The sequence below is a fragment of the Mesorhizobium loti genome (assembly GCA_014189435.1).
Taxonomy (GTDB): domain Bacteria; phylum Pseudomonadota; class Alphaproteobacteria; order Rhizobiales; family Rhizobiaceae; genus Mesorhizobium; species Mesorhizobium loti_G.
The window spans coordinates 322,054-336,154 of sequence record CP050294.1 but is presented as its reverse complement, the minus strand read 5'-3'; the positions used below and the strand labels follow the sequence as shown (position 1 = coordinate 336,154).

Sequence of the window (14,101 nt, the reverse complement as noted above, 5' to 3'; positions counted from 1 at the left end):
TGCCCCATCTCCGACATCATCGTAAACCCGACACTGTCGTCCGCAGTAGCCATGAAGCGCTGCTACCAACGGTTGTGGCGGAGCCATCGTCGTCCTGGCGGCGACACACCCGCTGCCCGGAAGGGCAGGTCGCGCTGCTCGCTGAACCAAAACTCGACTGTGTCACCGACAGTGTCGATGGCGCGATAGAGATACATCCACTGGCCGCGGACCTTGATGTAGGTCTCGTCGACATGCCATTTGCCGGTCACGCTACGCTTGCGCCGGTTGAAACGCTCGAGCAACAAGGGCGAGAAACGAACCGTCCAGCGGTGGATGGTCGTGTGATCGACCGTAATGCCCGCGCTCGGCCATCACCTCCTCAAGATCATGCAGGCTCAGATTGTACGCCAGGTACCAGCGCACGCACAGCAGGATCACGGATTGGTCGAACTGGCCGCCTTTGAACATTGCAACCTCCGAAATGATCGAAGGCTCCTTGCCACTCGCGAGTAACAAAAACGTTGCAACACATCCACTGCGAGCGGCGCAGAGCACGACGCACGATCACGGCTCCATCTTCATATCCCATGAACCTGAAAAACGGATTTGGCCAAATCAAGCCCGACTGTGGTAATATTCTTCATGGAGCGGTCCTTCTGCTTTGTGGCGTTTCACGACCACGTTGGGCACTTTTGATGCCGTTCGGGAAGGGCCTTCCACATGGGGTAATCGCGGGAGCGAGTTGCCCTAGAAATCAATCGTAGTCTTGGAGGGTGGCTGTTCCCCGATAGGATGGAAATACGGGCTCACGGCTGACGCCGGGCCCAAACATCGAATGGAGAACAGCCATGGAAGAATATATCGGTCTCGATGTGTCGATGAAAGAGACGGCAGTTTCGATCCGCCGTGAAGGCGAACGGATCTGGCGCGGGAAGTGCGCATCTGATCCCAACATCATTGCCGAGCTTGTCCGTAAGCGGGCGCCAGCTGTAAAACGAGTGGTGTTCGAAACGGGGCCTCTCTCCGTATGGTTCTATCATGCGCTACGCGCCAAGGGATTACCGGCAATCTGCATCGATGCCCGTCACGCCAAAGCTGCGCTCGATATGGCGGCGAATAAGACGGATGCGAATGATGCCGATGGTTTGGCGCAGCTTGCAGAAGTCGGGTTCTTTCGCGAGGTGCGCGTGAAAGGTTTCGACAGCATGTTGACCCGGACGCTCGTGTCGGCTCGCACCCGGCTGGTCCGAATCACCACCGAGCTTTCAAACCAGATCCGGGGGCTCATGAAGACATTCGGGTTGCTCGTTCCTGCAGGTAAGGGAACCACATTCGAGAAGAACGTTCGGGGCCTTCTTATCGATCACAAGGAACTTGCTCTTATCGTGCTGCCGATGTTGGAAGCCTGGCGCGGGATACGGATTCGTGCCGCCGAGCTTGGGCGCCAGCTCGTCGCAGATGCACGTCAGAGCCAGGCATGCCGCATACTCATGTCGATCCCTGGCATCGGCGCCATCACCGCAACCTCCTTCGCCACTGCCATTGAAGATCCGGGCAACTTCAAGAAGTCCCGATCTGTTGGCGCCTGGATCGGCCTGACGACGCGCCGCTACCAATCCGGAGAAGTCGATTATGACGGCCATATATCCCGACGCGGTGACCGCCATTTGCGAGGGCTTCTCTACGAAGCAGCGTCGGTCATTCTGACGCGTAGCACGACCGAGAGCACCCTGCGGACATGGGGCCTCAAGCTCCGCGAGAGGATCGGCTTCAAACGCGCGGCCGTTGCCGTAGCGCGCAAACTGGCGGTCACGATGCATGCGATGCTCAAGACTGGCGAGCTCTTTGATCGGAACGCAGGAGCAACAACATGAAATTTGCGGATAGCGTTCAGGATCTGAGCGCCTGAGACGTCCCTGCCGGGACGTGGGGCCGAGCCATTCCGCTGATGGGGTTGCACCGCTGACTCAGCAAAGTGCGTCGTCCACATTGAAGGCTCCTCCCGCGAAGCTCCATCATGCGGCGACCGATGTCGACCGCGAAGACAACCGTGTACCCGGCAAACGCATCTCCAAGAACGAAGATACTTGACGTCCCCACGGCGATTAGACAACCTCATCAGCTTCGGGCCGATTAGGCCAGTAGATTTATGCGCATCATGGCACGATCTACCTTCACTTAGGCGTTACGATTCCTCTCATCATTTGCAGCGCGAGAAGGGCCGCAGCGTATTACAAAACTGTCGTCACGCCCGAACCGCTTCATTCGCTGGGTATATTGTTCGGCCAGATCTTAATGCCCGTCCTGGATAAAAGGTTTCAATGGGCCCCGCCTCACGAGCAGCGTCCGATCGATGCCGAGTAGGCGGCGAACACTTTTCAGCGCCGCGTCATCGACGTGGATGTAGGCCACAATGCACATTTCGCCTTCTATTTCCTGGGCGAGGCCGAGCGGCGTGACCTGCCATTTGAGAACTTGGTGATGCGACATGAAACAGGTTTCCTGGATGCCTCCGATGGCAGAGAGCCCTTCTTCGACAGCGAATTCCATCACCGCGCAGCACAATTCGGTGAGAGTGCCGCGACGGGACACACTGCGCTTGGATGGCACAACGTAGGTGCGGGTCCATTCCGCCCAATCGGATCGGCACGGAACCCCGGTGCGCTCGCACATCTGTGGAAACATCTTGGAGACCAGATGAGGCTGACTGGTCGGTATCAGCCTGGCCGATGTAACCACGTCGCCGTCCTCAATTCCCAGGATGTACGTTGCAGCATTCGTGTCGAACTCATCGGTTTCCCGGCCATCAGGGCTTTCTGGCCGCCATCTTTTTTGGTTGACGAAAATATCATGTCGCCAGCGCAGAAACTGGTCGAATTCGTGCGCATACAGGTGTTTGTTCTCGCTCGTAACAACGTGCGCTTGAATCATCGCCGTTCTCTCCGCTTTCTAGCAAGAAAGTTACGATTCGTGCGCCAGTCGTCACCCGCGACAAGTACGGGTTGACAAATTCAAGGGTGTATTATCCCCCGTCTTATGGCCTCAACAATTGCTTGAATGGTTTTGGCAACGCCGAATTTTTTGCGAGTCGATTGGAGGTGCCACTCCACCGTTCTCTCCGCCAAGCCGAGTATCTCAGATATTTCCCAGGCGGATTTGCCAAGGGCCGCCCAATACAGCATCTCTTTTTCCCGCTGTGTAATTGTTGGGCCGTGAGGCGGCTCATCATCCTTTTCTGCCAAAGACTGCCCCGCGTACATTGCCATGGCAACAAGCCGTTTCTTTTGACGGTCTGAAATGTCGCATCGGTTGCCCGGCGATGCAAAAGACATGACGGATCGCCCGTGATGGAGGCTGAGCATCGGAACGGCAAATCCGCTGCGCATGCCGAATTCTCGCGCTTCACCCTGCACCGCACTCGATTGTTTAGTTGCGGAAAACCTTTCTGGAATGTCAGCCCAAAAGAAAGGTTTCAGTGTGCGAGCGGCAAAGATGCTGACCCCGTCGACAGCCGCGTGATTGGCACTGACATACCGTTCGAACCAAGCCACAGGCCAACCGTTCAGCTCCACCATCGAAGCCAATTTTCGACTATCGACGGGAACCCCACTAAAAATCAGATGATCGAAGCCCAGCACTTTCACCGTCGAAAGAAGGTCGTCCAGAAGGCTTTTTGATCGCCGATGAGATTCGCAGCGTTCAATGAAATCGAAGGCGTCGGTGTCTTCCATCGATGACCTATGCCCTAGCCCGAAAAATTCACGGCGGGTTGGCGGATGTGGAGCAAACCGTTGAAATGACGTAGGATTTGGTTGCTAAAGCCGATCCGAATCATTTCCCGGAGACCACACCCGCCATGAATGATCTTACCCTGCCGCTGAGCGGTTTGTCATCAGTGGGCGGCAAGTCCGTCGTCGCCCGTTTCGACGGCGGCATGTTGTCCTCCAACTGTGGCGTTCTGGCGCTGGCCGAGGTGGAAAAACGACTGCGGGTGGCCGACCGTCTGGCGCGTTGCATCGATGATCCGCGCTGCCCGGACCAGGTCGTCCACAGCCTGGCGGACATGATCGGCTTTCGCAGGAAGATGATCGCCGCCGGCTATGAGGATGGCAATGACGCCAACCGGCTGCGCTCCGATCCGGTCTTCAAGATGGCCCAGGATGCGCTGCCGTCGGGTCGGGATCTGGCCTCCCAGTCGACGATGTGCAGGCTGGAGAACCTGCCCGGCGTGCGGGAGCTGGTCGCCATGGGGCGAGCGATGATCGACCTTTACTGCGCCTCCTTCCGGCAGGTGCCGAAGCGGATTGTGCTCGACATCGACGACACGTTGGATCCATTGTCATAATACCCCCTGGTTCACGGTATCTGTTCGAAGAGGCTGGGATTTTGGTCTATCGTCTTGATCCATAGGCCTTTTCTCTGTCCACGCACGACATGGACGGCTTCGAGTTCGCCGCGTTTTACTCGCTGCAACACGACCTGGCGCGACAGGCCGAGGTTCTCCATGGCGTCGCGGATGGGCTCAAAGCCTTCGCCAGGCGTGGCCAGGAAGCGGGCCTTGAGTTCGGCGGTCAGGCGAATGCGCCATGGCGCACCGGGTGTCACCTGTTCGCCCGGGATGAGGCCGTCGTTGACATGGCGGTGAAGCGTCGATGGCGCCACGCCGAGCGCGGCAGCGGCCTGACGGACGGTGACGATGTCGCCGTCGGCGGCTGGTGGCTTGGCCTTGCAGGCGGGAATCTTCCAGTGCTTACGCAGATAGCCGACGCGGTTGGCGTCAAACCGGTGGCCGTACGCCGTTCGGCGGCCCTGGCGGTTGAGGACGCCGGCAATGACCGCGTCGGGATAATGCGGTGCCAGCCGCCGCAGCAGCGCCAGCGTGTCCTCGTCGGTACGAACCGTCGCCGGCCGCGAGCGCGGCAAGGCGACGGTGAGGCGACTCGTAGCGTCGCCCTTCCAGCGCAGGACGAGAAGCGCCGCTGCCTCGTCGCGATCGACATGGAGGGTGACCTCATCGAGGAGCGTGCGCAGCAATTCCTTGCGGTCACGCGGCGTGGTGGTGGGCGCGTACCAAACGCTCGCCAGATCGGCCCCGAGGGCAAGCAGCTTTTCCCGCTCCGTGGCCGACAGGACGCGCGGACGCTGCTCCTCGCGCCGCGCCAGTTCCGCCTTTGCCGCCTCCAGGGCGCGCAACGCCTCCTCCCACTCCTGCTCGAGCCTGCGGGCGACCAGGCGATTGTCGGGATCGACGGCGCAATAGCGGCGCTCGGCGCGGTTGACGGCGAAGGCGGCGCGCTCCACGTCGAGCCGCCATTGCTTGAGTGCTGCGTCGCGATCGTTCTCCAGCCGCTCGGCCGCTTCGAGCGTGGCGGTCAGGCGCACCGGCTCCAGCGCCTCCAGGAAGGCCGCCACCACGGCTTCATCGATCTGCCCGCCGCCAACATTGAGGCAATGGACGCCTCTGCCCTCGACGACCACCTTGCCGGGACAATGGTAGCCCGGCGTCACGGTGCGGCCGCGATAATGGGTGTGCAGCCGTCGCCCGCAGTGGCCGCAGCGGGCAATGCCCTGCAGCAGGGCGCCACCCTCTCTGGCGGCGCCACCGGCCTGTTCCTGCGCCTTGGCGTGCGTCCGGGGTTGGGTGTTGGCCGCCATGCGCTCTCGATTGGCCTCGAAGGTGGGCCAATCGATATAGCCCTGGTGGTGGTCCTTGATCAGCACTTGCCAGTCTTCCATCGGCAGCTTGCGTATCCGCTTGCACCGCGCGCCGGTTTCGTCGAGCACCGTCTCTCGGCGATACTTGCCATAGACATAGGCGCCGGCATAGACTGGATTGGCAAGCACGCTGTGAACCGCGTGGTAGCTGGCCTCGCCCCAGCGCAGCTCGGTGCGTGCATTAAGCCACAGCGGGAACTTCATCGCTTGCTCGCGGAACCACAGCCACACGCGGCGCGCCGAGCCGAGCTCGGCAAAGCGGGCAAAGACGGTGCGGATGGCATGGGCGACGGCCTCGTCGGGATGGATCAGGATCTCGCCGTCCGCCTCGCCCCAGACGAAGCCGATCGGTAGGCCGCGGCGCAATTCACCGCGCGCTGCCTTGTTGCGGATGCCGCCATTGAGGCGGGCGCGCAGGACGTGCAATTCGGCCTCGCTCATGGCGCCTTTCAACCCGAGCAAAAGCCTATCGTTGAACAGAGCCGGGTGGTAGATCCCGTCGGCATCGCCAATCAGCGTATCGGTCAGCCCGGCCAACTCGATCAGCCGGTGCCAGTCGGCATTGTTGCGCGCCAGCCGCGAAACCTCCAGGCCAAGCACGATGCCGACCCGGGCCAGCGCCACCTCGCTGGTCAGCCGCGCAAAGCCGGCGCGCATGACGCTGCCGGAGCCGGACAGGCCAAGGTCCTCGTCGATGACCAGGACACGCTCGTCCGGCCAACCCAGCTCGCGCGCCCGACCGGAGAGCGCGTATTGCCGCTCGGTCGATTCACGGTTGTTCTCCACCTGTGAGGCGCTCGACTGGCGCAGGTAGACGACAGCCAGCCGGGCCTGGTGACCGGCGGCGATTTTGCTGTGTTCAGTCATGACCGGCCTCCCTCACTGTCAGCATGCGCGCGATCACGAGGGCGAGCCGGCGCAACGCCTCCGCCCGCGCCTCGGCGTCCAGCGTCTCCCAGGTGGGTGGGTCGGGAGGCCGCTTGCGGTCTTCCTCGGCGAATCTCAGCTTCAGTTGCATGTCGCTCCTCCTTGTCATCGGGCGGCGACTCGCCGCGCCGTTCAAGAAGAGCGTCGGTCAGAAAGCGCAGATGCAGAAGGTCTGAAAGCCGCCCAATGCTGGAGTGATTAGCCGGCGAGGCTGTGGAATCACCCCCCAGGCCCCCGAGATCCGTCCACGCGACGGGAATGTAGGTCCGGCTGCCGTCCGGCAATTCTAAAAGCAGCGTTGGCTCGCCGCGGCGTTTGAGGCGGCTGATTACGGCCAGAGGCCGCCCTTCAAAGGCGTGGCCCTCCCGCATGATCGTTGCCGAGGCGGGAAGGTCCTGGTGATGGGCAGTCTGGAGATGTTTCCTTTGACGCCGTACATGGCGGCCAGCAATTGCGCCTGTTCAACGCGCATTACGACGAATACGGCTTCCAGCCGATCGTAGTGTTCGACGGTGCGGGCCGGTTCGTCAGCGCGATCCTGCGACCGGCCAGTCGGCCGAGCGGGGCTGAGATCTGCCCCCATCTGCGCCGCCTGGTGCGGGCGATCCGGAGCAATTGGCCGAACACACGGATCCTGATCCGGGCCGACAGCCACTATTGTAGTCCGCAGGTCATCGACTGGTGCCGCGCCAACGATGTCGACTTCATCCTCGGCGTGGCGCCCACCACGACGCTGCGCAAGCATGTCGCGGACCTGGAAGCCCGCACGATGGCGCGCTTTGAAGCGTCGAAGACGAACAAGGTCCGCAGGTTCAAGGAGTTTGTTGACGGGGCCGCCAGCTGGAGCCGCGTCGAGCGCATCATCGCCCGCGTCGAGGTCGGCGCCCAAGGTGCTGACACCCGCTTCATCGTCACCAATCTTGCAGGCGGGAAAGCCAAGGCGCTCTACGAGGATCTCTACTGCCGCCGCGGAGCGGCCGAGAACCACATCAAGTCCTGGAAGACGCATCTCGCCGCCGACCGAACGTCCTGCACAAGAGCGACGGCCAACCAGTTCCGGCTGTTCCTGCATGCCGGCGCCTATTGGCTGATGTGGGGCCTGCGCGCTGCGATGCCCAAACGCTCGAGCTTTGCCGTCGCCCAGTTCGACACGCTGCGATTGCGCCTCATCAAGATCGCCGCGCGGGTGGTCGAGATGAAAACCCAGATCCGCCTGCACCTGCCGACATCATGCCCCGACCAGCGCATCCTGCGCATCGTCCTCGATCGCATCCCCCAACTCGCGACATAACGATGGGGCGCAGGCGCCCGAAACGAACCCGTCGACCGCAACCTGCAAACCCCCGCCTGCCATCACGACGGAGCAATCCCGGCGCCTGACGGGGCGCGTGGAAAAGCACTGCAACGGCGGCCAGATCGCCGCTCCAGGCCGCCAAAACCTCATCGCCGTGCATCAAGGCGGCTAACCGCCTTGATGATCTTCTCCGCCGTCCGAAATCTCTTCGTCCCATCCCAGACCAACCGCTCCGCAGCGCGAATTCGAGCCCATCGACGCCAGGCAATGGCCGCGTGGGAAGCCGTGAGTGCACGGCCTGCCTGAAAAGCGCGGTGTCGGCCTCACGCGGCCACATTTCAAACAACGGGACAACGCCCGGCATTCCTCTCGCGCCTGAGACCGGAGCACCCTGACATCCGGGCGATCCTGTTCGAATGCACGCTATATCTCGCAAAAGGCAGCCGGCGACCTGGCTAATCCCCCGGATTATCCCCGATTTAAATCAAATCCGTCTGTGGATATTGACGATTGCGCGACCCTCACCTCGTAGACGGCTAATGCGGGCGGCTACTGAGAGGGTCATATGACAAGCGATTTTTCCGCCGCCCGAGTGCATTTAGATCGAGCGTATCACTACCTTCGTGGCGATGACCCGATGAGCCAGAGGGGACGCGAAGCCTTGGACCTGTTAATTGAGGCGGTTGCCGTCGAAGAGTTCAAGCAGCCACGCCAAAACGCGGAGGTGCTAATGTTTCCAATCGGGCGCCGCTTCTGAGGCGATCTCCATGGCCGCCACTTTGAGTCATGGTGAGCAAATCCTCCCATAACGCAAAGATGCTCGCCCCGGCTTGAGCCGAGACGGGCAATAGAACTGGTCCCAATCGCGCGTCCACGAAACAGCGCCGGCAGGTGAAATTCAGCAGAATGTCCATCCTGGCGCACGTCATGTTCCCCAAACTGAGAAATTGACCGATGCCGTGGGAAAACTCGACTGCGCGCCTGTCACCCTACTCCGGTTTCTTATAGGTGGTCGGGTAGCCCCTCCCGATCACCGTGTACCCCTCCTCACCCTCCGAAAGAATCCTGAGAATGTTGGAGGGGGGCAGCTTGTGTTCGACGCCGAGATCGAGGCCTTCGCGAAGGAATTCGGATCCCAGGCTGCACGCATATTCCCTGACGGCAATCCTGGCGGCGCTAAAGCCTGCCAAGCCACCGTTGGCTTCCGCAAGCGGTACCGTGATCTCGAAGACTCTGCCGCGGCCGATTTCCTTCAGAACGCTGATCACGTCCTCATCTTCCGTTCCAACAAGCAGCCAGTAAGCGGATTCGCCGCCCCAGTGCTGGACGAGCAGCTTCACGGCGGATTCGTCCGGATGGAGCGGCACAGTTGTTGACCAGAAGCCTTTGCGGACGCCGAAATCCGTGCGCAGGCGGGGTCGCTTGATGATCCTAGTGCCCTGTTCCGGTGTCAACCCTCCGGCAGCGACCTGACGATCGACGCGGTTGTTATCAGGCATGAATAGGCGCGACGCGCCAATCCGTATTTTCTTGCACGGATGGATCGACTACCGTCCACCTACCGGGATTGGGGTGTCGGGAGCACGCATGGCGGGCAGGCCGAAGTACCTGATGAACTGAGAGTTCGAGTTGTTATCTGGCCGCCCCCTTCGACTTGCCCGGTTGCGCTGCGAGCGCGGATCCGTAGTTGTCGTGTAGCCCGCCGGCTCCCATGGTTGCTGACCCTGGAAAGGAGCCGGGAATGAGAATCATTGCCCTTGATGTTCACCGATCATTCGCCCAAATGGCGATCTTGGAGAAAGGCAAAATCCGGGATGCGGGGAGGATCGATCTTGAACGCAGCCGCCTGTTGCAGTTCGCCATGAAGCTCAAGCCGGATGACGAGATCGTCATCGAGGCAACAGGCAATACAAGTGCGATCGTGCGACTATTGTCGCCTTTTGTGGGCCGCGTGGTTATAGCCAATCCGATCCTGGTCCGGGCCATCGCCTGGGCCAAGGTCAAGACCGACAAGATCGACGCGGCAGTGCTGGCGAAGCTTCATGCGAGTGGCTTTCTGCCTGAAGTCTGGATGCCGGACGAGGAAACCGAGACGCGTCGTCGCGTGGTGGCCGAACGAACGCAGCTCGTCTCCCAGATGACCCGTCTCAAAAACCGAATCCATTCCGTTCTGCACGCCAACCTGATCCCGCCCTACAAGGGCACCCTGTTCTCAAAGCGGGGCAGGGCTTGGCTGGAGGCTCAGCCGCTCGCCGAGGATCAGCGCCGTGTCGTCCTTCGCCATGCCGGTGAACTCGATCGCCTTGGTGGTGAGCTTGCACAAGTAGACAAGAGTCTCGCGCAGACGGCCCTCCAGGAGCCTCGGGGCAAGCGACTGATGACGATCACCGGCGTGAACGTCACGGTCGCGCTGAGTATCGTGGCGGCCATTGGCGATGTCGAACGGTTCTCATCACCGGAAAAGCTTGTCAGCTATTTTGGGCTCAACCCGCGGGTCCGGCAGTCCGGCGACAAGCCGGCCTATCACGGCCGCATCACCAAACAAGGCCGAGCCCACGCGCGGTCGATGCTGGTCGAGGCGGCGTGGGTCATTTCCGGCGTGCCTGGCCCGCTGCGGGCCTTCTTCATGCGCATCCGCGACAAGCGAGGTAAGCACGTTGCCGCGGTCGCGACTGCGCGCAAGCTGGCGGTCATCGTCTGGCACATGCTGACCAAGGACGAAAACTACATCTGGAGCCGCTCGGCGCTCCTGGATTGGAAGCTCCGAAAGCTGGAATTGACCGCCGGCTATCCGTCTCTTCGCGGCGGCAAGACAAAGGGATCTGCTGCCGACTACAGCAACAAGTCGGTACGCGAGAGCGAGCGCGAGACGATCGGCAACGCCGAGGAAGTCTACCGTCGCTTCGTCGCTACATGGAAACAGCAATCGCCGAAGGGGCGCTCGGGCGCCGCACATGAGGTGCGACGATCATAGGCTGAGCGACAGGGTTGCAACCTCGACCCTGTTCTTCGCCACGCGGTCACCCGAGCCGCGACAGAATAACAAAAACAGCTTCGCCGATCCATCCCGCAGCCGGCGAACGATAGCGACGTGCTCGCTCCGTCAAGGCCAAGTCGTGCATACTGCTCGCTGGCCTGCCGGCCAGCCCTGACTTTGCTGCGCGCGCCGCGGTCTCGACCGTCTGCCGGGACAGAACGCCCTGAGAGCACACTTCCAGGACATCAGAGCAGAACGGCCCTTGTCAAATACATCCGTCAGGGAATCCACCGAGGTCGGAACCATGCCTTCGGCCTGCACGGATTCAACCTCGTCGTCAGTCATCCGGGTGTAGTGGAATGTCCGCAACGTTTTCGTTGACATGATTTCGGCAAGGCCATCGACCGTCGCCGCGTAGTCGCCTTGGAACCGGTTCGGCTGGATCGGCACCCAGGTCGCCAGCTTGGCGACCATGATGTCCTTCTTCCGCTCGAGGGCAGAATAGCCGTCGATGATGTCTCGGTGGGACTCGAGATAATCCTTTATCTCGCTGTCGTAGGTGCCGATGTCCCAGAGATCGATCATTCGGTCCGTCCGCCGCGCCACAGTACCCTCAGCGACCTCAACCAGAAACGGATCTCGGTCATTGCGACCGGCGAGCCGTCGCACACTTACCCCCTCGGGCAAACTCACGCGATCGCCAGCGCAAGGCTGAGCGCATTTCGGCAGCTCTGCGAATCAGGCAAGCCGCCGAAAATCCGTTGCCTAAATGAATGCGATAAAGTCGTCGACTACGATCCAGCATGGCCAGGGATATTCGAAGAGCAAAAGCGTCGGATCTTGGAGGTGATCGGCGACATGGTCGAGAGCATCCATCACATAGGCAGCACTTCGATTGTCGGGTTTTGCGCTAGACCCAAGATCGACATTCACGCAGGTCGCGCAGCGATGCGCTGCTTGCTTGCTCAAGCAGCGAGCGCGTGATGACTACACCTTCCTGGCGATTCCTAATGATGATGGCATGTTGACCTTCACCCAGGGGCACGACTCCTATGGCACGCGGCTTTATCTATGCGGTCTGAAACGTTTTCTATTCAGCGATTGGCTTCGCGCCTACCAGGTGGCGAGCTTCTTCGTGTGGCGCCGGGGCGGACGCGGCGTACCGTCGCAGAAGCGGATCGAGCCGAGCGCGGCACGAGGTCGATGATCAATTGAGCGGACCTGGGGATAGCCTCCTTGTTCGGATGCTGACAGCGTCGGTGACACGGTGGAGTTCTTCCTCAGCGAAAACCGTGACCTATCGGCCGCTAAGCGCTTCTTTCGTCAGGCTCTTGCGCGCCATGGCCGACCAGATCGCATGGTCATCGACGGCAGCCATACCAATCACGCGGCGATATGCCTCTGCGATGCGGAAACCCGGCTCCGGGATCGGTCACGGCGGTCGCTGAAGCCGATCCGGCACCGTAACGTTAACCGGGCATCGATCAAAATGTGGGATCTGGCGGCATGACCAGATTTTCCCGTGATCCTCTTTATCGTCGCCACCGATTTCCGGCGCAGGTGATTGCCCATGCCGTTTGGCTCTATTTCCGGTTTCCGCTCAGCCTGCGTAAGCGGTGTTCTCAGGCCACGGCCTTGAGCTCGGGAGCCGGGATGTAAGCCCAAGGCAGCAGGTCGTCGATCTGGCTGTTGGGGTGGCCGTTGACGATCCTGGAGAGGACATCGGCGAGATAGCCGAGCGGTTCGACATCGTTGAGTTTGCAGGTTTCGATCAGCGAGGCGATGACTGCCCAGTGTTCGGCACCGCCGTCAGAGCCTGCGAAGAGCGCGTTCTTGCGGTTGAGCGCGATCGGACGGATCGAGCGTTCGACGGTGTTGCTGTCGATCTCGATGCGGCCGTCGTCAAGGAAGCGCGAGAGGCCTTCCCAGCGCGAGAGCGTGTAGCGGATCGCCTCGGCGAGCTTTGTCTTCTGGCTGATCAGACCGAGTTTCTCGCGAAGCCAGGGCTCGAGATCGACGACGATGGCGCGGCTTTTGTCTTGACGCATCGCACGACGCTCGGTGGCCGATCGGCCACGGATGTCATCCTCGATCTTGTAGAGTTCGCCAATCCGTCTGAGCGCCTCGCTGGCGATCGGCGCTGGTCCGGACACGGCCAGTTCATAGAAGCGCCGGCGCACGTGTGCCCAGCAGAAGGCGAGCGTCACGCCGCTTTTGTCGGCCAGCACACGATAGCCGCCATAGCCGTCGACCTGAAGGATTCCGGTGAAGCCCGCGAGATGAGCGATCGGACGCTCGGCCTTTCGGTCCGGCGCATAGACATAGGCGACGCCCGGCGGGTCGCTCCCTTCCCATGGTCGGTCATCGCGGGCATAGGCCCAGAGTTGACCTGTCTTAGTCTTGCCGCGGCCGGGATCGAGCACTGGCGCGGTCGTCTCGTCGGCGAAGAGTTTTGGCGAGGACTTCAGCTTGCCAAGCAGCCGCTCGTGGACCGGACGCAGGTGCCAGGCGGCGCGGCCGACCCAATCGGCGAGCGTGGAGCGATCGAGATTGATTCCCTGCCGGGCGTAGATCTGCGCCTGGCGATAGAGCGGCAGATGATCGGCATATTTGGACACCAGCACCTGCGCGACGGTGGTCTCGGTCGGCAGGCCGCCTTCGATCAGCCGCGCGGGCGCCGGAGCCTGCACGACAACGTCCTCGCAGGCGCGGCAGGCATATTTGGGCCGGCGCACCACGATCACGCGCAGCTGCGCCGGAACGATGTCGAGCCGCTCGCTCACGTCCTCGCCGATCCGGTGCAGGCCATTGCGACAGCACGGGCAGGCATGGTCCTCGATGTCGACGACCATCTCCGTGCGCGGCAGGTGGGGTGGCAACGCACCGCGGTTCGCCCGGCGCTTGGCGACACGCGCCTGACGTTCGCCAGGATCGGGCTGTTCCTTCTCTTCCTCGCCGGCGGCCTCGATCTGCTCGGCCTCTTCGAGCCCCAGCAGCAACTGATCCTCGGGAAGCGTCTCCGCACGACGGCCGAAGCGATGACGCTGCAATTCCTTGATGATCTGGATCAGGCGGGCATTCTCGACGTCGCGCGCCAGGACCATCGCCTTCAGCGCGTCCGGATCGTCGGGAAGCTGGTCAGCCGTCATCGCCATGACCGGATCAGACCATATTCGTCAACGCCGGGCGACAGTGGAATCCAGGCT

At 61.5% G+C, this 14,101-nt stretch carries 10 protein-coding genes and 6 pseudogenes; 8 read left to right on the top strand and 8 right to left on the bottom strand.

Annotated elements, in window-relative coordinates:
• Nucleotides 1-125: 125 nt before the first annotated feature.
• A pseudogene (locus HB777_36425) lies at nt 126-450 on the bottom strand (IS6 family transposase).
• A gap of 380 nt (nt 451-830) precedes the next feature.
• On the opposite strand from HB777_36425, the gene HB777_36420 reads away from it, so the two are divergent.
• The gene (locus tag HB777_36420; protein ID QND69241.1) at nt 831-1,856 is read left to right on the top strand and encodes an IS110 family transposase; all 1,026 of its coding nucleotides are present in this window, start codon (nt 831-833) and stop codon (nt 1,854-1,856) included.
• 418 nt (nt 1,857-2,274) lie between these two features.
• On the opposite strand, the gene HB777_36415 is transcribed toward HB777_36420, so the two are convergent.
• Entirely contained in the window at nt 2,275-2,913 is a 639-nt protein-coding gene (locus HB777_36415; GenBank protein QND69240.1) for an autoinducer synthase, read from the bottom strand.
• 80 nt (nt 2,914-2,993) lie between these two features.
• Nucleotides 2,994-3,713, bottom strand: coding sequence for an autoinducer-binding protein (locus tag HB777_36410; GenBank protein ID QND69239.1), 720 nt, complete (start codon nt 3,711-3,713; stop codon nt 2,994-2,996).
• 125 nt (nt 3,714-3,838) lie between these two features.
• Here HB777_36410 and HB777_36405 point away from each other — a divergent pair.
• Nucleotides 3,839-4,315, top strand: a pseudogene (locus HB777_36405) (IS1380 family transposase).
• 23 nt (nt 4,316-4,338) lie between these two features.
• On the opposite strand, the gene HB777_36400 reads toward HB777_36405, so the two are convergent.
• Nucleotides 4,339-6,564, bottom strand: a complete 2,226-nt coding sequence (locus HB777_36400) for a recombinase family protein (GenBank protein ID QND69238.1) — start codon at nt 6,562-6,564, stop codon at nt 4,339-4,341.
• Nucleotides 6,557-6,715, bottom strand: coding sequence for a hypothetical protein (locus HB777_36395; protein ID QND69237.1), 159 nt, complete (start codon nt 6,713-6,715; stop codon nt 6,557-6,559). The genes HB777_36400 and HB777_36395 overlap by 8 nt, the downstream gene beginning before the upstream one ends.
• Before the next feature lie 330 nt (nt 6,716-7,045).
• On the opposite strand from HB777_36395, the pseudogene HB777_36390 reads away from it, so the two are divergent.
• Together HB777_36390 and HB777_36385 are read left to right on the top strand one after the other, a co-directional pair.
• Nucleotides 7,046-7,915: pseudogene (locus HB777_36390) on the top strand (IS1380 family transposase).
• A gap of 568 nt (nt 7,916-8,483) precedes the next feature.
• Nucleotides 8,484-8,675, top strand: coding sequence for a hypothetical protein (locus HB777_36385; GenBank protein ID QND69236.1), 192 nt, complete (start codon nt 8,484-8,486; stop codon nt 8,673-8,675).
• Nucleotides 8,676-8,907: 232 nt separating this feature from the next.
• Here the strand turns inward: HB777_36385 and HB777_36380 are convergent, their stop codons facing one another.
• Nucleotides 8,908-9,417, bottom strand: coding sequence for a hypothetical protein (locus HB777_36380; protein QND69235.1), 510 nt, complete (start codon nt 9,415-9,417; stop codon nt 8,908-8,910).
• 242 nt (nt 9,418-9,659) lie between these two features.
• On the opposite strand from HB777_36380, the gene HB777_36375 reads away from it, so the two are divergent.
• Nucleotides 9,660-10,892 (top strand): IS110 family transposase, encoded by a 1,233-nt coding sequence (locus HB777_36375; GenBank protein ID QND69234.1) that lies wholly within the window; start codon nt 9,660-9,662, stop codon nt 10,890-10,892.
• 129 nt (nt 10,893-11,021) lie between these two features.
• Here the strand turns inward: HB777_36375 and HB777_36370 are convergent, their stop codons facing one another.
• On the bottom strand, nt 11,022-11,480 hold the full coding sequence (locus tag HB777_36370; protein ID QND69233.1) for a hypothetical protein: 459 nt from the start codon (nt 11,478-11,480) through the stop codon (nt 11,022-11,024).
• Between the two features lie 171 nt (nt 11,481-11,651).
• Here HB777_36370 and HB777_36365 point away from each other — a divergent pair.
• The 3 pseudogenes from HB777_36365 to HB777_36355 all read left to right on the top strand — a co-directional run bounded on the left by HB777_36365 (nt 11,652) and on the right by HB777_36355 (nt 12,506).
• Nucleotides 11,652-12,102: pseudogene (locus HB777_36365) on the top strand (GrpB family protein).
• A gap of 42 nt (nt 12,103-12,144) precedes the next feature.
• Nucleotides 12,145-12,351: pseudogene (locus HB777_36360) on the top strand (IS6 family transposase).
• Between the two features lie 50 nt (nt 12,352-12,401).
• Nucleotides 12,402-12,506: pseudogene (locus tag HB777_36355) on the top strand (IS6 family transposase).
• A gap of 11 nt (nt 12,507-12,517) precedes the next feature.
• Here the strand turns inward: HB777_36355 and HB777_36350 are convergent.
• The gene (locus HB777_36350) at nt 12,518-14,050 is read right to left on the bottom strand and encodes an IS66 family transposase (GenBank protein ID QND69232.1); all 1,533 of its coding nucleotides are present in this window, start codon (nt 14,048-14,050) and stop codon (nt 12,518-12,520) included.
• Nucleotides 14,051-14,101 lie beyond the last annotated feature (51 nt).